The 22,729-nt window shown below is 45.1% G+C and carries 23 protein-coding genes; 21 read left to right on the forward strand and 2 right to left on the reverse strand.

The genetic code is table 11. The features are described from left to right. Window positions 1–11: 11 nt before the first annotated feature. A complete protein-coding gene (locus BK127_RS10420) occupies window positions 12–206 on the reverse strand; it encodes a hypothetical protein (RefSeq protein ID WP_076229991.1) in 195 nt (64 codons plus the stop codon). Window positions 207–282: 76 nt separating this feature from the next. On the opposite strand from BK127_RS10420, the gene BK127_RS10425 reads away from it, so the two are divergent. The 8 genes from BK127_RS10425 to BK127_RS10460 all read left to right on the forward strand — a co-directional run bounded on the left by BK127_RS10425 (window position 283) and on the right by BK127_RS10460 (window position 9,731). Continuing rightward, complete coding sequence (locus BK127_RS10425) at window positions 283–2,613, forward strand: ATP-binding protein (RefSeq protein ID WP_076229992.1); 2,331 nt, start codon at window positions 283–285, stop codon at window positions 2,611–2,613. Next, on the forward strand, window positions 2,610–3,254 hold the full coding sequence (locus BK127_RS10430) for a response regulator transcription factor (protein WP_076229993.1): 645 nt from the start codon (window positions 2,610–2,612) through the stop codon (window positions 3,252–3,254). The genes BK127_RS10425 and BK127_RS10430 overlap by 4 nt, the downstream gene beginning before the upstream one ends. Beyond that, a complete protein-coding gene (locus tag BK127_RS10435) occupies window positions 3,251–4,198 on the forward strand; it encodes a polyprenyl synthetase family protein (protein ID WP_083689222.1) in 948 nt (315 codons plus the stop codon). The genes BK127_RS10430 and BK127_RS10435 overlap by 4 nt, the downstream gene beginning before the upstream one ends. A 100-nt stretch (window positions 4,199–4,298) precedes the next feature. Then, a complete protein-coding gene (gene msrA / locus BK127_RS10440; protein ID WP_076229994.1) occupies window positions 4,299–5,270 on the forward strand; it encodes a peptide-methionine (S)-S-oxide reductase MsrA in 972 nt (323 codons plus the stop codon). A gap of 34 nt (window positions 5,271–5,304) precedes the next feature. Further along, the gene (locus BK127_RS10445) at window positions 5,305–5,583 is read left to right on the forward strand and encodes a YciI family protein (RefSeq protein ID WP_305954291.1); all 279 of its coding nucleotides are present in this window, start codon (window positions 5,305–5,307) and stop codon (window positions 5,581–5,583) included. 209 nt (window positions 5,584–5,792) lie between these two features. Next, entirely contained in the window at window positions 5,793–6,809 is a 1,017-nt protein-coding gene (locus BK127_RS10450; RefSeq protein ID WP_144026435.1) for a ketoacyl-ACP synthase III, read from the forward strand. Window positions 6,810–6,859: 50 nt separating this feature from the next. Then, a complete protein-coding gene (fabF, locus tag BK127_RS10455) occupies window positions 6,860–8,095 on the forward strand; it encodes a beta-ketoacyl-ACP synthase II (RefSeq protein ID WP_076229996.1) in 1,236 nt (411 codons plus the stop codon). 286 nt (window positions 8,096–8,381) lie between these two features. After that, window positions 8,382–9,731 (forward strand): Nramp family divalent metal transporter, encoded by a 1,350-nt coding sequence (locus BK127_RS10460; protein ID WP_076229997.1) that lies wholly within the window; start codon window positions 8,382–8,384, stop codon window positions 9,729–9,731. Window positions 9,732–9,819: 88 nt separating this feature from the next. Here the strand turns inward: BK127_RS10460 and mgrA are convergent, their stop codons facing one another. After that, window positions 9,820–10,809: an L-glyceraldehyde 3-phosphate reductase gene (gene mgrA, locus BK127_RS10465; RefSeq protein WP_076229998.1), complete on the reverse strand. Its 990-nt coding sequence runs from the start codon at window positions 10,807–10,809 to the stop codon at window positions 9,820–9,822. A 234-nt stretch (window positions 10,810–11,043) separates the two neighbouring features. Here mgrA and BK127_RS10470 point away from each other — a divergent pair, with 234 nt between their 5' ends. The 13 genes from BK127_RS10470 (at window position 11,044) to BK127_RS10525 (ending at window position 22,727) form a co-directional block, all read left to right on the forward strand. After that, the gene (locus tag BK127_RS10470) at window positions 11,044–11,439 is read left to right on the forward strand and encodes a hypothetical protein (RefSeq protein ID WP_076229999.1); all 396 of its coding nucleotides are present in this window, start codon (window positions 11,044–11,046) and stop codon (window positions 11,437–11,439) included. Window positions 11,440–11,587: 148 nt separating this feature from the next. Beyond that, a complete protein-coding gene (locus BK127_RS43640) occupies window positions 11,588–11,761 on the forward strand; it encodes a hypothetical protein (protein WP_179097439.1) in 174 nt (57 codons plus the stop codon). A gap of 61 nt (window positions 11,762–11,822) precedes the next feature. Continuing rightward, window positions 11,823–12,203 (forward strand): hypothetical protein, encoded by a 381-nt coding sequence (locus BK127_RS10475; protein ID WP_076230000.1) that lies wholly within the window; start codon window positions 11,823–11,825, stop codon window positions 12,201–12,203. Between the two features lie 163 nt (window positions 12,204–12,366). Then, on the forward strand, window positions 12,367–12,774 hold the full coding sequence (locus BK127_RS10480; RefSeq protein WP_076230001.1) for a VOC family protein: 408 nt from the start codon (window positions 12,367–12,369) through the stop codon (window positions 12,772–12,774). Window positions 12,775–12,811: 37 nt separating this feature from the next. Further along, window positions 12,812–13,690, forward strand: a complete 879-nt coding sequence (locus tag BK127_RS10485) for an aldo/keto reductase (RefSeq protein ID WP_076230002.1) — start codon at window positions 12,812–12,814, stop codon at window positions 13,688–13,690. 169 nt (window positions 13,691–13,859) lie between these two features. Further along, a complete protein-coding gene (murA, locus tag BK127_RS10490) occupies window positions 13,860–15,182 on the forward strand; it encodes a UDP-N-acetylglucosamine 1-carboxyvinyltransferase (protein ID WP_256711257.1) in 1,323 nt (440 codons plus the stop codon). 86 nt (window positions 15,183–15,268) lie between these two features. Further along, window positions 15,269–16,081, forward strand: a complete 813-nt coding sequence (locus BK127_RS10495) for an inositol monophosphatase family protein (RefSeq protein WP_305954292.1) — start codon at window positions 15,269–15,271, stop codon at window positions 16,079–16,081. 11 nt (window positions 16,082–16,092) lie between these two features. After that, on the forward strand, window positions 16,093–16,506 hold the full coding sequence (locus BK127_RS10500) for a hypothetical protein (RefSeq protein WP_076230003.1): 414 nt from the start codon (window positions 16,093–16,095) through the stop codon (window positions 16,504–16,506). A gap of 122 nt (window positions 16,507–16,628) precedes the next feature. Beyond that, window positions 16,629–16,847, forward strand: a complete 219-nt coding sequence (yidD, locus tag BK127_RS10505; protein ID WP_076230004.1) for a membrane protein insertion efficiency factor YidD — start codon at window positions 16,629–16,631, stop codon at window positions 16,845–16,847. Between the two features lie 713 nt (window positions 16,848–17,560). Then, window positions 17,561–19,618 (forward strand): methionine--tRNA ligase, encoded by a 2,058-nt coding sequence (metG, locus tag BK127_RS10510; RefSeq protein ID WP_076230005.1) that lies wholly within the window; start codon window positions 17,561–17,563, stop codon window positions 19,616–19,618. A gap of 58 nt (window positions 19,619–19,676) precedes the next feature. Continuing rightward, the gene (locus tag BK127_RS10515; RefSeq protein WP_076230006.1) at window positions 19,677–20,756 is read left to right on the forward strand and encodes a Gfo/Idh/MocA family protein; all 1,080 of its coding nucleotides are present in this window, start codon (window positions 19,677–19,679) and stop codon (window positions 20,754–20,756) included. Window positions 20,757–20,929: 173 nt separating this feature from the next. After that, window positions 20,930–21,898: a metal ABC transporter substrate-binding protein gene (locus tag BK127_RS10520; RefSeq protein ID WP_076230007.1), complete on the forward strand. Its 969-nt coding sequence runs from the start codon at window positions 20,930–20,932 to the stop codon at window positions 21,896–21,898. Between the two features lie 52 nt (window positions 21,899–21,950). Beyond that, window positions 21,951–22,727: a metal ABC transporter ATP-binding protein gene (locus BK127_RS10525; RefSeq protein WP_144026437.1), complete on the forward strand. Its 777-nt coding sequence runs from the start codon at window positions 21,951–21,953 to the stop codon at window positions 22,725–22,727. The last annotated feature ends 2 nt before the right edge of the window (window positions 22,728–22,729 follow it).

The raw sequence follows: 22,729 nt of genomic DNA on the forward strand, positions 1-22,729 counted from the left end.
TTTATGGAGTATTACTCCCAATCTGCTACATTGTCTGTGTTATTATGTAAAAATGCGTTTATTAGAGCTTTTTCTTCTGCGTCAGACAAACCAAGGGAGTCCAAGTAGCTGCGATCATTCAGACGAGCTTCAAGAGATTCTTTATCTAATTGCTTAAGACTTTTGGCGGCTGCATACAATGCTGGGGATATTCTTTTATTTTCCATATTATCACCTCACATTCCAAATAAACCTATATATCCTTTATATCATAAATTATCGAAAAAGAAAGAGGTTTTTAGGATGAAAGAACGATTGCTTTTCAAATTTGTTCTAATTTTAATGGTTTCTATCCAACTGTGGTTCTTATATGTTAGTACGCAGTACCCAGTAATAGGGGCAGGCGTGAAGTTGAATCAAGCAGGGTCCTGGTACGTAAGTACGATCAATGAGAGAAATTCTGCTATGAAAGCAGGGCTGCAGATCGGAGATGTTATTGTACAGGTTAACGGGCGTGATCCAATTGAATATTCTTCTGTGTTCAAGTGGCATTCGCTTGATCAGGCTGATCATGTTTTAGCTTCACGGAACGGAAGTGAGTTTCAGGTTTCATTCAAAGGAGGGCGTAACTTTACCGATTATGATGCTCTGGCGGTAACGTTGGCTGCCCTCAGCTTAATCGGCTCGCTGCTGCTGCTGAAAAAAAAGCGAAACTCTCCCTCTGCCTGGTATTTAACTCTGGTATTGCTCGATATGAGCGGGGCATTCATGGCGCTTGGTGCTTCGATCAGGGGGGATGGACTGGGCAAGATCATGATGTTCCTGTTCATTATGCTGGTACCTATCCTGTTTCTTCATTTTTTTGTAGTCTTCTTGAAGGAAAAGCAGGATTATCAATTATCGATTAAATTGCTGAAAAAAATGTATACAGTCGTTACAGCAGGAATTGCCTTGATTTCACAAATCACATATTTTTGGCCATCACCTTTAACCTATAACATCTACCGCTTTAACTCCATTTTTTGCATTGTGTACTTTTTGTTTGGTTTTTTATTAGCCCTTTCTATTTTATCCAAACTGTATCTCAAGTATCGTAAAGAGCAAAGCTACATATCAACCATGATCAAAACGGTATGGGCATCGATATTCGTTTCATTCACGCCGATCGTCTGTTTCTCCTTTATTCCTAATTATTTGTATGGTTATGGTTGGATGAACTCACTTTATGCAGGCATTTTCGTTTTCTTTTTCCCGATTACACTAGCTTATTTGGTCGTAACGACCAAGCTGTACGATATTGACGTTGTGCTGCGGCGCGTACTCCTTACGGCCCTGATTGCGACGGTTCCAAGCGGTATCTTTGTCGTCATGATCAAGGTGCTCTTCCCTGCCGAGGCTGCGTTTGCAAGACTGCTGATGATGTTTGTTCTGTTCGTTGCCATCCTTACTTTGGTGTTGTATTCGCTGGAAAATATGTTCGCCAAACTCGAACCGATTCTATTTCCGCGCAAATACTATTTGCAATCCGCTTTGAAAAAAATCGCTAAAAATCTTGGTTCCATCACGAGCTTTCGGGAATTTAAAGATATTATTCTGGTGGATATCGTCAATACTTTGCAGGTATTTGGGGGAGCGATTGTTTTTCAATATAAGGATTCCTTGGAAATCATTAAAGAAGGAAATATTAATGTCTCAGAAATTGAGAGCTACTTGAATGGAGAGAAGGCGTTGCCTCCTTCTTTAACTATTTATAAGATCAACCATCAGGAAGAGTATACAAGCTACTTTGTTCTGACAGGGAAGCGGACAACCGCGTTTCTCGGCGTAGAGGAAAAGCAATGGCTGCAGTTAATCATCACTTATCTTGCTGTTAGCCTGGAAAATGTGCACTTAATCCGCAAACTCACTCTGAAGCTGGAGGAGTTGGCATCGCAAATTCCTAATGAGCAGGCTGGTAATGACTTTATATGGTTTCGTAAATTGATGTTCGAGCTGCAGGAAAAGGAACGTGTGCGCATTGCGACCGATCTTCATGATACGACGATGCAGGATTTATTTTTTCTGAAAGAACGGCTGCATCTGCTGCTCGAGAAGTATGCTTTAACGAAGCAGGATAAAACCCAAATGATCAGTATCATCGATTACATTGATGTGATTAACAGCAACCTGCGTCAAAGCTGCTTCGAACTGCATCCTTATTTGATAAAAGAAATCGGACTTGTCCGGACCATAGAGCAATTGATAGAAATGGAAGCGGCAATCGCACCTTTCGAGTTAAAGTTTAACGCAAGTCTGACCAATGTTATCGAAATGAGAGATTTGGAGACGAAGCGTCACATTTTCCGCATGGTGCAGGAGCTGATTAACAATGCCAAGAAGCATTCACAGGCTGATCAGGTACAGATTGATCTTGTCGATCATAAGAGCCTGCTTCAACTGACTTATCTGGATGATGGAGTTGGGTTTGAGTCCAGTCTGGCTTTAGTAAGAGAAATCGGATCATCCGGTACAGGTATTGAGCAGATCAAAAGCCGGATCTTATCTTTAAATGGAGAGTATGAGCTTGAATCGAGTAGAGGCAAGGGTATGCGATTGTTTGTTTCCATTCCAATGAAAGAAGGCTTATCGGCATGATGCAGATAAAAAAAGCAATTGTCACAGACGATCATCCTTTAATGGCTCAAGCTACCAAAGAACTACTGGAACAGATTGAAGGTGTAGAGGTCGTAGGTATAGCCAGCAATGGGCAGTCATGTCTGGAGCTTGTGGAGAGATACCGTCCTGATTTGGTTTTTCTGGATTACCAGCTTCCGGATCACATGGGAACGGACATTGCAGCACAAATCAAAGCCTCATACCCAAAGACGCATATCGTCTTTTTTACCGGTGTGGATGTGTCAGCTTTGACGGATGTTTTTCTGGAGCTTCAAGTAAGCGGAGTGATTTCCAAAGGCACTCGGCATGCAACGATACAGCACGTAATTGGATGCATTTTGGATGATTATATCGTGATGCCGCGTTCGGTTTTGCAAACGTTTAAGGGCAGCGCAGTGCCGTCAACTGCAGAGCTGACCGATGAAGAAGTACTCATCATGATGTTAATTATTAAGGGGACTACACTTGAGCAGATAGCAGCGCAAATTCATATAAGCAAACGGTCGGTGGATAATTATCAAAGAAAAATTTACGGGAAACTGGGGGTGAAGACGAGGGTTGAAGCCATTGAAGCATTCATCCGAAGTAAATATTACAAGGACGGGAGAGATGATTTATGATAGAGCCACGAATTGTTGAAGAGATGCAGCAGATTGTGGACAAGTACGTTACGGAACCCGATTTAAATGAGTTAATGAAAGCTTTTATTCAGGATAAAGCGACTGAAAACGCTCAATGGTCTAATATTACGCGATATACACATTATATGCTGGGTGGAGATTCGCCTCGTATTGATCTTGCAGCAGCCATGACGGAAATCGTCTTGCTATCCTTCGATATCATTGATGATTTACAGGATGGTGACAACAAGGGAAAGCCCTGGATCGTATGCTCCACCGCTTATACGTTGAATGGAATTTTGGCATTCCTGTTTGCTTTTATGACCGAGATAAGCACCTTACAAGAGAGCGACAGACAAGCAGGTTCATCCTTGATGGCGAAGCTGGGAGTTATATTGTCGCAGTCTATCAACGGACAGCAAATTGATTTGAATGACAGCATTTCATCCGAACGTGATTACTTGACCATGATTGAGAAAAAATCGGGTTCGCTGCTACGCTTTGCATGCTCGATGGGATATTTGCTGATTCCCGATCTGGATCAACGAACGATGGACACGATGGATCAGCTTGCCAATTATATCGGGATGATTTCACAGCTTGACAATGACATTCGGGACGTACTCCGGTTTGATGTGAAAAACGATTTGCTGCAAAAAAAACGTACTTTGCCAATTTTGTTTTTACTCATGGAGAAGGATGACAAATTTCCATATATACAGCAGTATTATGAGGGTCAGCTTACCTATGATCAATTTGTGATCCGTAAACGAGAGTGCATCCAATATATTGAGGATTCAGGATGTATTGAGTACTGCAGAATTATACAGTCTTTACACACAGATCAAGTGAGCCATCTGTTCGAATCCTTGCCTGGTATCGCTCCGTGGAAGGAACAATTCAAGGGTATTACGTTTGGCAAGCATACCCAGGAAATCGGATAAACGGGAGCTGGTACCATACAATTTGGAGAGTCCGCTGTTTCTTGTTATGATAGTAGGGAGAACACAGCTTTTTTCCAATACAGATAAGGAGGTAACGAAAATGAGCGACAATATTGAACAAACAGCTACCCAGGAGCTGGCAACATTTGCAGGTGGCTGCTTCTGGTGCATGGTATCGCCCTTCGAGGAGCTTCCGGGAATTATTAAAGTGGTGTCCGGTTATACGGGTGGTCACACGGTAAATCCGACTTACGAGCAGGTTTGCTCGGAAACAACCGGACATGCGGAAGCAGTACAAATCACCTATGATCCTGCTGTATTTCCTTATACGAAGCTGTTGGATACGTTCTGGCAGCAGATCGATCCGACTGATGCCGGCGGGCAATTCCATGATAGAGGCGGTTCATATCGAACGTCCATCTTTTATCATAACGAAGAACAAAGAGTACAGGCAGAGGCATCCAAGCAAGCTCTGGAGCAAAGTGGACGCTTCGACCGTCCAGTTGTAACGCCAATCGTCCCGGCAACTGAATTCTATGAGGCAGAGGAATATCATCAGGGCTATCATCATAAAAATCCGCTGCGCTATAAAAGCTACAGAAAAGGCTCGGGTCGGGAAGCTTTTATTCAGAATCACTGGAATACAGAAGCAGATAAGCAGAAGCTGAAACAAATTCTTACACCTATTCAATACGAAGTCACTCAAAACAGTGGAACGGAACCTCCGTTTCAAAATGAATTTTGGGATGATCATCGTGAAGGGATTTATGTAGATATTGTTTCGGGCGAGCCTTTGTTCAGCTCTCTGGACAAGTTTGACTCCGGCTGCGGATGGCCGAGCTTTACGAAGCCGCTCATACCTGCCAACGTAAAGGATAAACCGGATTACAAGCATTTTATGGTCCGCACCGAGGTGCGCAGCCGCGAGGCCGACTCCCATTTGGGTCATGTATTTAACGACGGTCCACAGCCGACAGGTTTACGCTATTGCATCAACTCCGCGGCATTACGCTTTGTTCCCAAAGAAGAGCTCGAGCAAGCGGGTTATGGATCTTATCTCAGCTTGTTTTAAGCAGGAGTGCGATAATACGATAAGGGGAACGACAATGATGAAATATTATGCTGTTTTTTTACCGGTAATCAGTGTGGAACGAAGCGCGCAGTTTCGGCCGCTGCATTTGGAATTTTTGGAAAAGGGCAGAAACGAAGGCTGGATCTTTGCAAATGGACGATTTGTTGACGGTTCAGGAGGGCTTGTTATTTATATCGGAGAATCCATTGATGAAGTATTGGCAAGAGTCAAGCAGGACCCGATTGTTATCGAGAACGCGCGCGGCTACGAAATCCATGAGTGGGAATTGGTAACGAAGGCTATTCTTCCTTAAAAATTACACCATATAATTAAACGATTGTTCCAGAATCATCTTCAAATAATATAAGGTGTATGAATAAATAGCCTGAACACCAGCAACTTGGCGTTCAGGCTGTTTGCATTCAGCCGTGGGTTGCTTTTATATTTCCAAAAGAAAGGGGATATGTTATACTGAATTTAGTACCAAGTACTAATACTAAGTATCAAAAAGGAGCTAAAATGATGCAGCTTATAAAGGCGCGTATTACGGCTATTGGCACCTATGTTCCAACTCAAAGATTGACCAATTTCGATTTGGAAAAACTAGTGGATACCAACGACGAATGGATTATACAGCGTACAGGAATTCGGGAACGCCGGATCAGCAAGCCTGATCAATATACCAGTGATTTATGTGCAGAAGCAGCTAATAATTTAATTAGCAGATATAACAAGTCCCTGGCTGATGTTGATTTGATTATTGTGGCAACAAGTACACCGGATTTTCCTTTTCCCAGTACGGCAGCGATCCTTCAAGAAAAGCTTGGCATATCCAGTTCAACCGGAGCTATAGATTTGAGTGCGGCATGTGCAGGATTTGCTTATGGACTTCATCTGGCTGAGGGCATGATTGCCTCAGGTCTGCATCGTAAAATACTAGTTTTTGGAGCGGATACGCTCTCGAAAATTACCGATTACACAGACCGGACGACTTGTGTACTGTTTGGTGATGGTGCGGGTGCGGTACTGGTAGAAGCAGATGCTGAGCTTTCCAGCTTTGTAGCATATCATCAAGCTACGGAAGGGAAAGGGGGATCCCACGTTTACCAAACAGGGTTGGCTGATCAAATATTCGGCACACAGTTAAATGGCAGTGGGAAGCTTGTACAGAATGGCAGAGAGGTGTTTCGCTGGGCTGTCAGAAGCGTCTCTGAAGGCATACTTGAGCTGTTAAATAAAAGTGGTCATGCTACTGCCGATATAGATTGGTTCGTGCCTCACAGTGCCAATCTGAGATTGATTGAGCCGCTTAGCGAACGTATCGGGATTTCACTCGATCAGACATTATACAGCCTTGTAAATTACGGCAACACATCAGCCGCGTCGATACCTCTCGCGCTTGACCTTGGTATTCGTGAGGGTAAGCTGAATGACGGTGACCGCATTCTCATCTATGGATTTGGTGCCGGGCTCGTACAGGCTGGGCTGCTGCTTAATTGGAAGCTGGATCCACAGCACGCTTGCAGCAACAACGAATAAGAAGAATTGAGATGGGGAATCCCATAATAACCAATAGAGGAGAATATGTTATGAAAAGACGAGTAGTAGTTACAGGATTAAGTGTGATTTCACCGCTTGGCTCCCAGGTAGATCCGTTCTGGAAACGACTTGTGGCCGGCGAATCCGGAATCTCGCGGTTAGAGGGATTTGACCCTGCCATTTTCCCAACTCAGATAGCTGGAATCGTGTCAGATTTCTTGCCTGAGACTTTTTTTGACAGCAAAGAGCTTCGTCATATGGACCGCTTTGTCCAATTTGCTACAGCGGCAGGCAAGATGGCGTTGGACGATGCCCAATTCACGATTACCGATTTCAATGCACATCGGGTTGGTGTCAGTATTGGAACGGGTATTGGTGGCATACAAACCTTGCTCGACAATCACAAGACGATGCTGGAGAGAAGCCCGCGCCGGATCAGTCCTTTTTTGATTCCGATGATGATTGCTAATATGGGTTCGGCCCAGCTATCCATCCAATTGGGTGCCAAAGGTCCCAATACGACACCTGTTAATGCATGTGCTTCCGGTAACAATGCGATCGGGGATTCCTTTCATATGATCCAAAACGGCTTGGCAGATATGATGCTTGCAGGGGGAGCGGAGTCGCCGCTTAATGAGCTTTCGTTTGGTGGTTTCTGCAATATGAAAGCTATGTCCACACACAATGACGAGCCCCACAAAGCGAGCCGTCCGTTTGATGCCAATCGTGATGGATTCGTGATGAGTGAAGGTGCGGGTGTATTAGTGTTGGAGGAGTTGGAGCATGCCTTAGCAAGAGGTGCGCGGATATGGGCAGAAATCATCGGTTATGGTCAATCTGCAGATGCTTATCATATCACTGCACCGGATCCGAGCGGAATGGGAGCTGTACGAGCGATGAATGAAGCACTAGCAGATGCGCGGATTGCACCTGAAGAAATTGATTACATTAATGCACATGCGACAGGCACACCATTGGGTGATCGGTCCGAGACGCAGGCGATCAGGCAAGTTTTTGGCGCCCATGCAGACAAGCTTAAAGTAAGTGCAACCAAATCGGCTACGGGGCATTTATTCGGAGCTGCGGGCGGGCTGGAAGCTGTGATTGCCGTGAAATCAATAGTTGAAGGTGTTGTACCGCCTACAATTAATTATGATACGCCTGATCCTGAATGTGATTTGGATTATGTACCGAATGTAGCGAGAACAACGGATCTACATACCGTGCTCTCTAACGGATTCGGATTTGGTGGTCATAATGCAGTCGTTGTGTTCCGAAAATATTAATGCTTATACGACTCACTGCTGAAATCTACTTTTTGAACATGCCTATGAATGTTTCCATTGACAAAAAGAGTTTCGCGAGTACAATTCAAATATAGGAGCTTTTTTATAGGCAACAATTTAACGACAAAGACATATATCATAAATAGAGAAATGAAAGTCAGTTATTTTTTTTTGTTTAAAAGTTGCACAAGGACAAAAGAATTAGCTGCGCACATCTTTTTCTGTTTATAGGATTGATTTGTGGTTAAATATATGAAGGCTGGATATAGAGAAGGCGGTGAGTGGATTGAAAAACAAATTAGAAAGCATACCTGAAGTAGAAGCTGGCTGGCGGCTTCCTCGTAAACAAGCCACATTGCCGGAAGTATTTCGTTCGATGAAGGTTCCTACCAAAGGCACCTGGTTTCGCAAGTTTCTGGCCTTTGTAGGCCCGGGTTATTTGGTAGCTGTTGGTTATATGGACCCGGGTAACTGGGCGACAGATATCGCAGGCGGATCGTTGTTCGGCTACACACTGCTCTCGGTAGTTCTCATCTCGAATATGATGGCGATTCTATTGCAGGCACTGGCCGGCAAGCTGGGGATCGTAACTGGAAGAGATTTGGCTCAGGCCTGTAAAGACCACTATAGTAAACCCGTTGCGATGGTGCTCTGGATTTTGTGTGAGCTTGCGATAGCGGCCTGTGATTTGGCTGAAGTTATCGGGTCCGCGATTGCATTATATTTACTATTTGGGATTCCCTTATTGTACGGAGTTATCATTACCGCGCTTGATGTGCTGTTAGTTCTTCTGCTGCAAAATAAAGGATTCCGCTACATTGAAATCCTCGTCATTGTCCTTATAGTAACCGTGGGAGGATGTTTTGTAGCTGAAATCTTCTTATCCAAACCGGATTTTGGCGGTATTATGAGAGGATTCGTACCAAGCTCAGAAATTATTACAAATCCGGCCATGCTTTATATTGCGATTGGTATACTCGGCGCTACAGTGATGCCGCACAACTTGTATTTGCATTCGGCTATTGTACAGACAAGAGATTTTGAGCAGACAGCTCTTGGCAAGCGTCAAGCGATCAAATATGCTACATGGGATTCATCGATCGCCTTATTTTTTGCATTGTTCATTAATGCGGCTATATTAATCGTCTCCGCCGCGACGTTCCATAAGGCAGGACTGTTTGATATCGCCGAAATTCAGGATGCCTATTACATGCTTACACCTCTATTGGGTACGGCTTTGGGTAGTATTTTATTCGGAGTCGCTTTGCTCGCATCAGGTCAAAATGCAACTTTGACAGGAACGTTGGCTGGGCAGATTGTGATGGAAGGCTTTCTGAACATTCGATTGCCTGCATGGCTCCGCCGCCTGATTACTCGCTTAATTGCCATTATCCCTGCGGTTGTGGTTATCGCTTTGTATGGTGATAAAGGCGCAACGGATTTATTGATTCTAAGTCAGGTAATCTTGTCGCTGCAGCTTTCCTTTGCGGTAATACCTTTGGTCATGTTTACAAGCGATAAGCTGAAGATGGGTGAATTTGCAAACCCGCTGTGGTTAAAAATTTTGGCATGGTTCGTTGCAGCGGTTATTGTCGTGTTGAACGCTTATCTGTTGATTCAAACTTTTATGGGCTAATCGTTGAAATTAACTACTAATCAAAAGAACCTCCGTTCCCGTCACATTGAGTTGTGATGGGAACGGAGGTTCTTCGATATGTGTAGGATCAGCTTAAAATATCATCGATCTGTGCGAGCTCTTCCTTGCTGAAATCAAGATTGGATAAGGCAGCGACATTTTCGACGATTTGACCTGGACGGCTTGCACCAATGAGTGCAGAGGTCACTCGACCCTCGCGCAGTACCCAGGCAAGAGACATCTGAGCAAGGCTTTGGCCGCGCTCTTCGGCGATCTTATGCAGCAGACGAATCTTGGCTACCTTTTCCTCTGTGACTGCATTCTCGTTAAGAGCACCGGTTTCCTTAGCCGCCCTGGATTCAGCAGGGATGCCCTTCAAATATTTACTTGTCAACAAGCCTTGAGCCAGTGGGCAGAATGCAATACTGCCTGTACCGTTTTGGGCAAGCACGTCCTGCAGTCCGTCTTCAACCCAACGGTTAAACATAGAGTAGCTCGGCTGATGAATAAGCAGCGGTGTGCCCAACCGATTCAGAATAGCAATCGCATCAGCGGATTGTTCAGCCGTATAGCTTGAAATCCCTACATACAATGCTTTTCCTTGTCTGACGATCTGATCCAATGCACCCATGGTTTCTTCTAACGGGGTATTGGGATCAAAGCGGTGCGAGTAGAAAATATCGACATAATCCAAGCCCATCCGCTTCAAGCTTTGATCAAGGCTGGAAATTAAATATTTTTTGCTTCCCCATTCACCATAAGGGCCTGGCCACATCCGGTAACCCGCTTTGGAGGAAATAATCAATTCATCACGGTAAGGTGCCAAATCGGTTTTCATCATTTGCCCAAACATTTCTTCAGCCGAACCTGGAGGCGGGCCATAGTTGTTAGCCAGGTCAAAATGGTTAATTCCTAAATCGAATGCTGTTCTCAGCATGGCTCTGCCGTTCTCATACGTATCCACACCGCCAAAATTGTGCCACAATCCCAGCGAGATCGCTGGCAGCAGCAGTCCGGATTTGCCGGTTCTGTTGTACTTCATAGTTCCGTAACGTTCTTCGTTCGCTTGGTAAGGCATTGTTATCCTCCTTGAAAGTTCGCATATTTCCATAGAAAGCGATCTTGCTTATCTAGTATAAGTAAAAAAGTTCCCCATGGAAAGTACTGAGATTAGATTGCCTAAGTATCAAAAAGGTAAGTAGCCCTGCCCAGATGTTCACAACCCTAAAATTTCATTTATATAAATTGACATGGGTAAATATACCTAATATTATCGAATATAGAACGAAAATATGTTTGGGAGTGACAAAAAATGAGAAAAACAGCTAAGAGATTGATGGCAGCCGCTTTGCTATGTACAGCATTGTTCAGCACTTCCGCCGTTGCTTTTGCAGATGCGGCAATGAACTTTGAAGTTACAGGTGTATCCTATGAGAATGGAACGCTCACAGCAGCAGGAACATTTTCCAACACAGGTGACAAGAACATCGAAAAGGTGACAAAAGTTACGACAAAAATCATTCTTGGTAATGATGCTGGCGATACCAAGGAAGTAGCCAATCACGTTTTTGAAGACTTGACGGTTCATCTGAAGCCGGGTGAAACTGTAGAGTACAAGTTCATTTTCTCCGACGTTCCAGAATATACAGATGCTACCAAATGGGCCGCTGAAGAAGGCGACTGGGAATTTACTTACTTCGAAGAATAGTTCTTATTGATCATACGCTGACGCCTGATTTATCGGGGGTCGGCTTTTTTTTGTTATTCGATTTATGTGCCAAGAAATGATAAAGTGTATCTGATAACGATCACATGCGGTGTGTGATCAGGATAGATATAAAGGAGACGTTGGATTCATGTTATTTTTTATGTTGTTTTTGCTGGGGATGGGTTCTTTTTTTAGTCTTGCACTTGTTTTCTTTTTCCAACGTAAGGTGAAGCTCGGTATATTATTATTTCTGCTGGCATTAGCGACAACCTTTTTATTTTATTACTCGATTTATTTGGGCTGGATCGATGTTCCGAAGTAAACTTTATCCGCATACAGTATCCTAAAAGGACGCATATCCTGCAGGAAGGACAGGGATCTGTATGAAGTCTGCCGTACCAAGACGTAGAACGAAAAGAAAAACTTCTCAACCGATGAAGCCCTATTTGAAAACCATGGAAGTTAAAGGTTTATACCGACCTGCCGAGGAAGCGGAAATAGCGGCAGAAGCGCCAGCAGCCGCAGCGGCTTCTCAGGGGTTTTCCTTGGCGAGCGCCTTTGGCGGTATCGATAGTATGATTGCAATGATGGGAAAAGCACAGCAGATGTTCAAATTATTTCAACAGATGACTCCGATGTTTAAATTGTTGAACTCGCTGGGTGGAGCGAAAGCTTTGACGGCAGGATTGGCTAAATCGAGAAGTCATATTTATCTGGGACGTCGCAGAATCAATTCCCGCAAAAGGCTGTCTGTCAAAAAATGATTAAACCTTCACAACATCCATAAAAAATGAGCAAAAGGGTGCGAGCAGCGCCCTTTTTTTCGTTTTGAACTTGATAGCTTACCTCAAGGTAAGTTAGTGGGATGAGCGACACGCCTTATATTTTGGTTGCGTTTTCGCTATGATAGAGTAGGAGGTGTTGACAATGATTAAAGGAATTGGGCATTTGGCGTTAACGGTACAGGATATGGAGAAATCGCTTCATTTTTACTGTGAGGTGCTTGGTTTTAAGAAAGCCTTTGAAATTCATGATAATGATGATTTGCCGTGGATTGTATACATTAAGGTGTGTGGCGGACAATTCATTGAGCTTTTTTATGGAGGGCTGAATAAACCGGAGCGAGTCGAGAAGCCAATCGGATTTAACCACCTTTGTCTGGAAGTCGATGATATCCACGAAATCGCTAATCATTTGAAATCGCAAGGAATTGCTTTGGATGTCGAGCCCAAACAAGGGAAAGATACCAATTACCAATGCTGGGCCAAGGACCCGGATGGCAACCGTATTGAGTTCATGCAGCTTGTACCGGGTTCAGCGCAGCTGCAAGCTTAGTTAATCTATGGATGAGCAAATAAGGAGGAACGATGATATGCAGCAGCGGAAATTAGGAAGATTAGGCTACGACAGCTCTGTGGTTATGTTCGGAGCAGCCAGTCTGGGTGCTGTCACACAGGAAGAAGCGGATGCGTCCATTGCTTATGCGCTTGAGCATCATGTCAATCATTTTGACACAGCTGCAAGCTATGGGGAAGCTGAGCAGCGGATGGGGCCCTGGATGCCTAAGATCAGCAAGGATATATTCCTCGCCACAAAAACGGGTGAGCGCACCAAGGCAAAGGCCAAGGAGCAAATCTACCGGTCATTGGAACGGCTGCAGGTGGATCGGGTTGATTTGCTGCAGCTCCATGCTGTGGGGACGCTTGAAGAGCTGGACAAGTGTACGGCACAAGGTGGCGCACTCGAGGCTTTGCTGGAAGCCAAGGATGAAGGGATTATTGGAGCTATCGGGATTACAGGTCATGGACATCAGGCACCTGCTACACATCTGGAGGCGCTGAGGAGATTTCCGTTTGAAACCGTGCTGCTACCTTTGAACTATGTTCTGTATTCGCTTCCAGAATATCGCGATGGCTTTGATCGACTGATGGAGGAAACGACTAAACAAAATACCGCACTACGTGTCATCAAAGCGATCGCCAAGGGACCCTGGGCTGAGCATCAGCAGCGTGGCTATGCTACCTGGTATGAGCCTTTTGACAACCAGGAGATCATTGATGCCTGTGTGCATTTTGTGCTCTCTTTTCCAGCTATATCGGGTTTTGCGACGGCTGGCGATGTACATCTATTTCCGAAAATCGTCGATGCAGCAGAACGGTTTGGTTCGATGAACGATGAACAGGCAGCTCGGATTTTAAGTGCCATAAGCGATTATCACTCGCCTTTCGGTGCACCGACCTCGATAGGTTGAAGGCTCATTAAATGCCTTGATTACAGAAGGACGGGGAACCCAATTCCCGATCCTTTTTTTTTGCGGATAAAACTGTATTTTGTCATGGATATAGTGTAAAATGACGGTAGTCACAAAGACAATGGAATTCAGGTGAAGATTCGCTTCACCGTCATGTTAGCTAAACTCCATGTGGAAAGTAGGAAATGAAGTGAAATTTATTCAAGTGCAAAAATCCGGTGCTCTAAAAGGTGCCGTATCCATACAAGGCTCCAAAAACAGCTCTTTGGCTCTGTTAGCCGCCTCCTGCCTGGCAGATTCAGTAGTCACATTGGACGGTATTCCGAATATTGAGGATTTGCGCGTGATTCGTCAAATCGGTCAGGACATTGGACTATACATTGAACGATTGCCTTCCGGCGAGCTGCACATGGACCCGAGACAGCTGCACAGTGCTGTTATCGATCCGGGCAAGGCTTCAGCATACCGGGCTTCATATTATTTTGTAGGCGCCTTGCTGGCTAAATTCGGCAAGGTTACTGTTGGTTTCCCGGGTGGCGATGATTTTGTTTCGCGTCCGATTGACCAGCATATCAAAGCGTTCCGATTGCTGGGTGCTGAAGTTACTTTTCACCATGACTACTATGTTGTTGAAGCGAAGGAACTGCGCGGAGCCGACATTTATTTTGATATGATTACATCCGGAGCCACGATTAATACGATGCTGGCAGCTGTCAGAGCAAAGGGTAAGACGCGTCTGATGAACGCAGCTACAGATCCTGAGGTTGTGGATACCGCCAATTTCTTGAACATGCTGGGGGCCAAGATTGTTGGTGCCGGTACAGATCAAATCCGTATAGAGGGCGTTCCTTATCTCGGCGGTGGCGTCTATCAGGTCATACCCGATCGTTTAATTGCGGGTTCTTTTCTCATGGCTGCGGGTATGAACGGAGGCAGTATCACGGTAAGAAACGTAATTCCAGAGCATTTGGGTTCGTGCACGGCCAAGCTCCGCGAAATCGGGATTGAGATTGTCATCGATGATCAGAATATTACGGCGCATTCGTCGGGCAAGCTGCGTGCGACACGGATCCGAACGGGGATGTATCCGGGGTTTGCAACGGATTTGCAGCAGCCTTTTACGGCACTACTGCTTCAATCACTTGGCAAAAGTATTGTGACCGAACGTGTATATCCGAAGCGATTCAGCCATGTACAGCAGTTGAAAAGACTGGGAGCGCAGATTGAGGTACGTAAGGAAAGTGCATTTATCAGAGGGGGCTTGCCTCTTCAAGGGAATTGGGTTCACGCAACGGATGTAAGAGCAGGTACATGTCTGCTGTTAGCTGGATTGGCCGCCGAAGGGACAACCCGAATCACTGGCATAGAGCATATTCAGCGTGGTAATGAAAATGCGATTGAGTTGTTTCGCTCGCTGGGTGCCAAAATCTCATTGGAGCAAACAGACGAAGGAACAGGCCAGCACGAGGTACAGGCTCCGTACATAGGATAAGCAACTCGGGTGTTATCGTTGTATATATCTTTTGGAATATATGAAGCTTTCAATCGTAACGGATGAAATGCGCAGGGGATGATGGAATGATGCTGGAACATACGCTATTGAGGGCGGAAGAGGTTGCTGTAGCTGCTGCACGGGAAGCTGGGAATATTGCACGCCATTTTTTTGCCGAAGGTTGTAGTATCGAAGAGAAGGGCGAGTTCAGTGATGTGTTGACTGAAGCTGACCTGAAGGCAGAGGAAGCGATTCTGGAGCGTCTTCATCAGGCGTTTCCCGATCATCGGATACATAGTGAAGAGAATGGGTGGTCTGGTGTGGACAGCGACTGGCTATGGCTGGTCGATCCGCTGGATGGGACGAATAATTTTGCTATCGGGATGCCATTATTTGGTGTTTCTGTGACCTTAATATATCGACAACAGCCAGTTCTTGGTGTCATTTACGATACGATGCAGGACAAGATGTATGTGGCCAAGCAGGATCAGGGTGCAACTTGTAATGGTGCAGCACTGGAGCTGCAGGTACGTCCTCTATCCAAAAGACTCACGATTGGTTGGATACAAGGACATGCGGTGCAGAACCATGTAGAAGCTATTCGTTTACGCAGGCATCTGGAAAGCAGTTCCAAACGGATGCTGCGGCTGTGGGCGCCTACCTTGCAGTGGAGTATGCTCGCAAGAGGGCACATTGACGGGATCATTTTGTACAATTCGGAAGGCGATGATCTATACTCCGGTTTGTTACTTGTGCAGGAAGCGGGAGGCTTGATTATGGATTTCAAAGGGAATCCTTTTAAGGGAATGAATCCCGAGCCTTATCTGATTGCATGCCATGCTAGCCGCAAGGATGCTTTGCTGCAAATGGTTAATGATGGACTTTATACTCTTGCTTAGGCGGTGTGAGGATGTTATTGAAAAAAATAATGACGATGAGTATTGCGGGAGCTTTATTGCTAAGCGGAGGTATAGCTAGCGCGGCAAATGCTTCAGCCACTCAGGGAACTGCAGGGGCTTCGACGGGATCGGCCCAGAACCATGCAACTGCCAAGGCTAAGAAAGACGAAGTGCTCAAAAAGCTGCAGGCGCAAGCCGTCAAGCTTGGTATTGATCCCAAAGATAAAACGGCCAAGCAACTGACAGCAGCTATTCAAGCGAAGAAAAAGGCGGAAGCGGCCAAGCTTGAATTAAAAAAACTTCAGAATGAGGCAGCCAAGTTAAAAATTGATCCCAATGGTAAAAGCGCAGCTGAACTCAAAGCAGCCATTAAAGCAAAGCACAATGAAACGGCGCCTGAAACAGGTAAGACAACGAAGAAATAACTCGCAATTAGCGATTGGATAAGGACTGTTGAGGGCAGTAGCTCCCATACAGTTTCTTTTTCGTTCTGCTTACCATTCGTTATTCCAAGTCATTCATCAGGTGCAAGATTCGGAGGCGTAATATGAAGAGCTTGCTCAAGGGAATGGTACTGTTTTATCGTAAATTTATTTCTCCATTAAAACCGCCAACATGTCGCTTTTACCCGACTTGCTCCCAATATGCCTTGGATGCCTTGGAGCTGCATGGACCGGCTAAAGGTTCCTGGCTGGCGGTTAAAAGAGTATGTAAATGCCATCCTTTTCATCCTGGTGGTATTGATCATGTTCCGCCTAAATCGTAGTTGATTATCATTCGACTGAACGGTAGTGGCATTGCAAACATTGTATAAAGGATGCTTACCGGCCTTTCTCTTTCTTGAAGACACCTAACAGGCCAAGTGTCAATAGCGAGACACAACCTACGACCATCATCGACAAAATCATATATACAAAATCCATCATATTATAATCACCTCTTCTTAACAGCTTATTACCTAAGTATTACCCAATATTAGAAAGAAACGTACTCGCTGATCAAAAATATTATAGGGGAATGCCGCAGCTTTGGGACTCATGGGCATATGGGCTTGACAGTCGATGTTTTGTTAGTTATATTTGGCTTAATCTATATTTGTCAATCCGATGAATGGAAAAGTACTTTGCAGAGTGTCATATAGAGAGCCGGGGAAGCTGAAAACCGGTTGACCGAAGTAAGGGAAGATGGCCCAGGAGGATATGATGGTGAGCAGCGGAAGCTTGTGATCAGGCAGGTTCTGTATGTAAGCTGTCATCGTAGTTCCGGCGTTAACGGAATGTCGCAACATGACTACTGAGCCTTGATGATCCGGATGTATCGGATTACGGGGGAAGTTGGGTGGTACCGCGTGAGCACAAGCTCTCGTCCCAAGCTGGACAGGGCTTTTTCTGTTTTTTTACGAAGTAAGTTTTCTACAAAAACAAGGTAGATGCTTACGAAGTAAGTTTTCTACGAAAAACTTTTAGGAGGGCAAACCAAATGTCGAATAAACAAAAAACGTTTTACCTAACCACCCCGATCTACTACCCAAGTGATAAGCTGCATATTGGTCATGCCTACACCACTGTCGCGGGGGATGCGATGGCCCGTTATAAAAGACTGCGCGGTTACGATGTCATGTATTTGACAGGTACTGACGAGCATGGGCAAAAAATTGAGCGTAAGGCGCAGGAAAAGGGTGTCACTCCTCAACAGTTTGTAGATGAGATTGTTGGTGGCATTCAGGAGCTGTGGTGGAAACTGGATATTTCCTACGATGATTTTATTCGTACCACTGAGCCGCGTCACAAGCTGTCAGTGGAGAAGATTTTTGCTCAATTGATGGAGCAAGGCGATATTTACTTAAGTACCTATGAAGGCTGGTACTGTACGCCCTGCGAATCGTTCTTTTTGGAAAACAAGCTCGTTGACGGTAAATGTCCAGACTGTGGTCGCCCTGTAGAGCTGATCAAGGAAGACAGCTATTTCTTCCGGATGAGCAAATATGCGGATCGGCTGCTTGAGTACTATGAGCAGAACCCGGATTTTATCCAACCCGAATCGCGTAAAAATGAGATGATTAATAACTTTATCAAACCAGGTCTGGAGGATCTGGCGGTTTCTCGTACGACTTTTGATTGGGGAGTCAAGGTGCCCGGAGACCCGAAGCATGTCATCTATGTATGGATCGATGCATTATCGAATTATATAACAGCACTTGGTTACGGGTCAGAGGATGATACCAAATTTAAAAACTACTGGCCAGCAGATGTACATCTCGTCGGCAAAGAGATTATTCGCTTTCATACGATCTACTGGCCCATTATGTTGATGGCACTTGACATTCCATTACCCAAAAAGGTGTTCGGACACGGCTGGCTGCTCATGAAGGATGGCAAAATGTCCAAATCCAAGGGCAACGTTGTAGATCCGGTTACGCTCATTGACCGTTATGGATTGGATGCACTTCGTTATTACCTGCTGCGCGAAGTTCCATTTGGCTCAGATGGCACGTTCACACCGGAAAGCTTTGTGGAACGGATAAATTTTGATTTGGCGAATGATCTGGGTAATTTGTTAAGTCGTACCGTGGCGATGATCGAGAAATATTTTGACGGTATTCTGCCTGCTTATGTAGCTGGAGCTACCGAGTTTGACTCGGTTCTGCTGGACACGATAAGCCAGGCAGCAATTAAAGTAGAAGAAGCGATGGAGAAGATGGAGTTCTCCGTAGCGTTGAGTGAAATATGGAAAATGATCAGCCGCACCAATAAATATATCGATGAAACACAACCTTGGACTCTAGCCAAGGATGAGAGTAAACGTGCCGCTCTGGGATCTGTTCTGTACGTGCTGGCAGAATCACTAAGGATTTCGTCCGTGATGCTGCAGCCTTTCTTGACCCAGACTCCGCGAGGTATTTGGCAGCAGCTTGGGATCAGCGAAGAAGCTCAGCCTGCATGGGATACCATCCATACGTTTGGACTACTGCCAGCTGGTATTCGTGTAGCTAAAGGCGCAGCATTATTCCCTCGACTTGAAATGGAGAAGGAAGTAGCTTTCATCGCAGAGGCTATGAGCGGAGGCGCTGCAGCCGTTGCTGAAGGAACTGGAGCAGAACAAGCGGCAGAGGGAACGAAGGAGCAAGCTTCCAAGCAAAGCGCTGGCAATCAAACCTTTGCCGTTAAAGGATCGGTCACAGCGGCCTCAACGGCAAGTACAGATGAAACGGCTGCGGAAATTTCCATCGATGATTTTTTCAAGGTTGAGCTTCGTGTTGCAGAAGTATTGGCTGCTGAGCCTGTCAAAGGGGCAGATAAGCTGCTGAAGCTTCAACTGGATCTGGGAACCGAACAGCGTCAGGTTGTATCGGGAATAGCCAAATTTTATACGCCAGAGCAGATGGTTGGACGCAAGGTGATCTGTGTCACTAACCTGAAGCCGGTCAAGCTGCGCGGCGAATTATCTCAAGGGATGATTCTGGCTGCTTCTCACGGAGACCAATTAACACTGGCTACAATTTCTGATGCACTTCCTAACGGATCTGTGGTAAAATGAGGAATGTTCACGTTAACATTATCCAAAGGAATCCCAATATCAGGAGGCATTCAATACGATGCAAAACAAAGATGGAATGAATTACGCCCCTCAGGGCAAACCGAATCCGGTTGTAGGTAAGGGAGAATTTCTTTTTGCTGCTGTTGCTTTGGATCATGGTCATATTTATGGAATGACTAATGGATTGATCGAAGCAGGTGCAGAGCTGGTTGCTGTATATGATCCAGACCCTGCCAAGGTAGCCGCTTTTATCAGTAAGTACCCGCAAGCAAGAGCAGCCGCTTCCGAAGCGGAAATCTTGAATGATGCTTCGATCCAATTAGTTGCAAGTGCAGCTATTCCATCGGATCGCTGCGCATTGGGACTTCGCGTATTGGACTCAGGCAAAGATTATTTTACAGATAAAGCGCCATTGACTACTTTGGAGCAGCTGGAGCAAGCTCGCGCAAAGGTTAAAGAAACCGGCCGTAAATATATGGTGTATTACAGCGAGCGTCTTCATGTGGAGAGTGCTGTATTCGCAGGACAATTAATTGAGCAAGGTGCGATTGGCCGTGTTGTTCAGGTTATCGGCTTTGGACCTCACCGTCTGAATGCACCATCGAGACCGGATTGGTTTTTCAAATTTGATAACTATGGTGGTATCCTGTGCGATATCGGCAGTCATCAAATCGAGCAGTTCCTTTACTTCACTGGAGCTAAGGATGCAAGAGTAGTTAGCAGTAAAGTAGCTAATTACAAGAACAAGGACTATCCGGAGCTTGAGGATTTTGGCGATGCTACCCTTGTGGCTGATAATGGAGCAACCAACTATTTCCGCGTTGACTGGTTAACACCAGACGGGCTGGGTACTTGGGGAGATGGCCGTATGACCATTCTCGGTACTGAGGGTTATATCGAAATTCGTAAATATATTGACATTGCCCGTGATCCAAGCGGCAACCATCTATATCTGGTTAATCAAGAGGGCGAAAAGCATTTTGCTCTGACTGGCGAAGTAGGTTATCCTTTCTTCGGACAGCTGATTCTGGATTGCATCAACCGTACCGAAAATGCGATGACGCAGGAGCATGCTTTCAAGGCAGCAGAGCTTTGTATCAAAGCACAACTTCAAGCGGAGCGCATTGAGGCAGTTTAAGAACATGAATATGCAGTTATGATTCAAAGCATCCTTCTGCGGACATGTCCCGGAGGGGTGCTTTTTGCTGTTTAATCGTAATAATTATTAACAGTTGACAAGCCGAGGAAGAGAAACGTATAATCTAAACTGCTAATGAAAATTATTACGATTTACATAAAGGGGATTATGGAATGCTTTTTAGAAAAAAATGGTTGTTTTCAATGATGATTATAGCTGGAATATCGATAGTTATGGCCGGATGCGGAGATTCCAAAGCAGCGCTTTCTCCAGATAAAATAAATGTTGTCGCCAGCTTCTATCCGTTGTACGACTTCACGAAAAAAATCGGTGGCGATCATGTGAATGTGATCAATTTGGTTCCAACAGGGGTTGAGCCGCACGATTGGTCCCCCAAGGGACGCGATATGCAAAATATATCCAGGGCGCAAATGTTTCTTTATTTGGGTGCGGGCTTTGAAGGCTGGGTCGATGATACTTTGAGCAGCTTGCAGAAGGACTCCAAAGTCACAGTGGTTGAAGCCAGTAAAGGTCTATCATTGATCGAAGCAGCAGAGGAAGAGGTTCAAGAGGCTAAAGGGAAAGCAGACAGCCACAATCATACTACCACTGAACACGGTCATGTCGACCCGCACGTTTGGTTGAGTCCTCTTAATGCCAAGCAAATGGCGCTTACAATCAAAGATCAATTGGTGAAAATCGATGCTGCTCACAAGGCGGATTATGAAGCAAATTATACTAAATATGCTGCACAGCTGGATCAATTGCATAATCAGTATAAGCAGGCATTAACTCCACTAACGAAAAAGCAGATCGTCGTAACTCATCAATCGTTCGCTTATTTAACGAAGGAGTACGGTTTAACGCAAAAGCCGATTATGGGCCTCTCTCCAGATGCAGAACCGACCTCCAAGGGACTTCAGGAAATAAATGAATTTATCCGGACGAACAACGTTAAGTACATTTTCTTTGAAGAGCTCGTATCGGATCGCTTGGCCAAAACGCTTGCCAAGGATGCAAAGGTAGAGACGATGGTGTTGAATCCAATTGAGGGATTAACGGATGAGCAGACGAAAGCAGGGGCCGATTACATCTCATTGATGCAAGTAAATTTGAAAAATTTAATAAAAGCATTACAATAGAAGAAAGAGACAAGGAAAACCTGTGATAAAGGAGCTTGCACTTATGACTTCTATGGCTGCTGACCCCCGATGTCATCGTAGTATCATTGAGATCGATGACGTCGTTTTTTTCTATGAACAAAAAAAGGTGATCGAGCATCTGAGCTTCTCGGTATTGGAGCGTGATTTTGTCGGACTTATCGGTTCTAATGGTGCAGGGAAAACAACACTGCTCAAGATGATTGTCGGTCTCCTGAAGCCGACGCAAGGTGAGATTCGTCTGTTTGGTGAGCCGGTATCTTCTTTTAGCGATTGGCACCGAATCGGTTATGTACCGCAGAAAAATTCCTTTAATCCGCTGTTTCCCGCTACCGTCCGCGAGGTTGTACAGTCCGGCTTATATGGCAAAAAAAATATGTTCAAACGGATCAGTAAGGCCGAGCAGCAAAAGTGCTCGGATGCACTGTATGCCATGCGGATTGAGGATTTAGCCGATCGCCGTATCGGTCAGCTCTCAGGAGGGCAGCAGCAGCGGGCATTTCTTGCCAGGGCTCTGATCAATAACCCTGAGCTCCTTATACTGGACGAGCCTACGGTAGGGATTGATGCCCAGACGCAGGCAGATTTTTTTCAAATGATTAGGCATATGCACCAGCACCATCATATTACCTTTTTAATGGTATCTCATGATATGGATATGATACAATCCTATCTGGGTGCTGAGCCTGTAGATAAATGCGGCTCTTTATCTTTCTATGTGAAGCATACGCACGAGCCGGAGAATTGCCTGGAAACAAATTTGACACATTCGATTCATAAGCTGCGTGAGCAGATAGAAGTTCCAGGTTAACA

This window comes from Paenibacillus sp. FSL H7-0331, from assembly GCF_001956045.1.

Coding starts and splice junctions, on each gene's coding strand:
- metG (WP_076230005.1), top strand. CDS start 17,561: ATGTCGAATAAACAAAAAACGTTTTACCTAACCACCCCGATCTACTAC.
- BK127_RS10470 (WP_076229999.1), top strand. CDS start 11,044: ATGAGAAAAACAGCTAAGAGATTGATGGCAGCCGCTTTGCTATGTACA.
- BK127_RS10420 (WP_076229991.1), bottom strand. CDS start 206: ATGGAAAATAAAAGAATATCCCCAGCATTGTATGCAGCCGCCAAAAGT.
- BK127_RS10445 (WP_305954291.1), top strand. CDS start 5,305: ATGATGAAATATTATGCTGTTTTTTTACCGGTAATCAGTGTGGAACGA.
- BK127_RS43640 (WP_179097439.1), top strand. CDS start 11,588: ATGTTATTTTTTATGTTGTTTTTGCTGGGGATGGGTTCTTTTTTTAGT.
- mgrA (WP_076229998.1), bottom strand. CDS start 10,809: ATGCCTTACCAAGCGAACGAAGAACGTTACGGAACTATGAAGTACAAC.
- murA (WP_256711257.1), top strand. CDS start 13,860: ATGTGGAAAGTAGGAAATGAAGTGAAATTTATTCAAGTGCAAAAATCC.
- msrA (WP_076229994.1), top strand. CDS start 4,299: ATGAGCGACAATATTGAACAAACAGCTACCCAGGAGCTGGCAACATTT.
- BK127_RS10480 (WP_076230001.1), top strand. CDS start 12,367: ATGATTAAAGGAATTGGGCATTTGGCGTTAACGGTACAGGATATGGAG.
- fabF (WP_076229996.1), top strand. CDS start 6,860: ATGAAAAGACGAGTAGTAGTTACAGGATTAAGTGTGATTTCACCGCTT.
- BK127_RS10500 (WP_076230003.1), top strand. CDS start 16,093: ATGTTATTGAAAAAAATAATGACGATGAGTATTGCGGGAGCTTTATTG.
- BK127_RS10435 (WP_083689222.1), top strand. CDS start 3,251: ATGATAGAGCCACGAATTGTTGAAGAGATGCAGCAGATTGTGGACAAG.
- BK127_RS10520 (WP_076230007.1), top strand. CDS start 20,930: ATGCTTTTTAGAAAAAAATGGTTGTTTTCAATGATGATTATAGCTGGA.
- BK127_RS10495 (WP_305954292.1), top strand. CDS start 15,269: ATGATGCTGGAACATACGCTATTGAGGGCGGAAGAGGTTGCTGTAGCT.
- BK127_RS10425 (WP_076229992.1), top strand. CDS start 283: ATGAAAGAACGATTGCTTTTCAAATTTGTTCTAATTTTAATGGTTTCT.
- BK127_RS10475 (WP_076230000.1), top strand. CDS start 11,823: ATGAAGTCTGCCGTACCAAGACGTAGAACGAAAAGAAAAACTTCTCAA.
- BK127_RS10515 (WP_076230006.1), top strand. CDS start 19,677: ATGCAAAACAAAGATGGAATGAATTACGCCCCTCAGGGCAAACCGAAT.
- BK127_RS10430 (WP_076229993.1), top strand. CDS start 2,610: ATGATGCAGATAAAAAAAGCAATTGTCACAGACGATCATCCTTTAATG.
- BK127_RS10450 (WP_144026435.1), top strand. CDS start 5,793: ATGCAGCTTATAAAGGCGCGTATTACGGCTATTGGCACCTATGTTCCA.
- BK127_RS10485 (WP_076230002.1), top strand. CDS start 12,812: ATGCAGCAGCGGAAATTAGGAAGATTAGGCTACGACAGCTCTGTGGTT.
- BK127_RS10525 (WP_144026437.1), top strand. CDS start 21,951: ATGGCTGCTGACCCCCGATGTCATCGTAGTATCATTGAGATCGATGAC.
- yidD (WP_076230004.1), top strand. CDS start 16,629: ATGAAGAGCTTGCTCAAGGGAATGGTACTGTTTTATCGTAAATTTATT.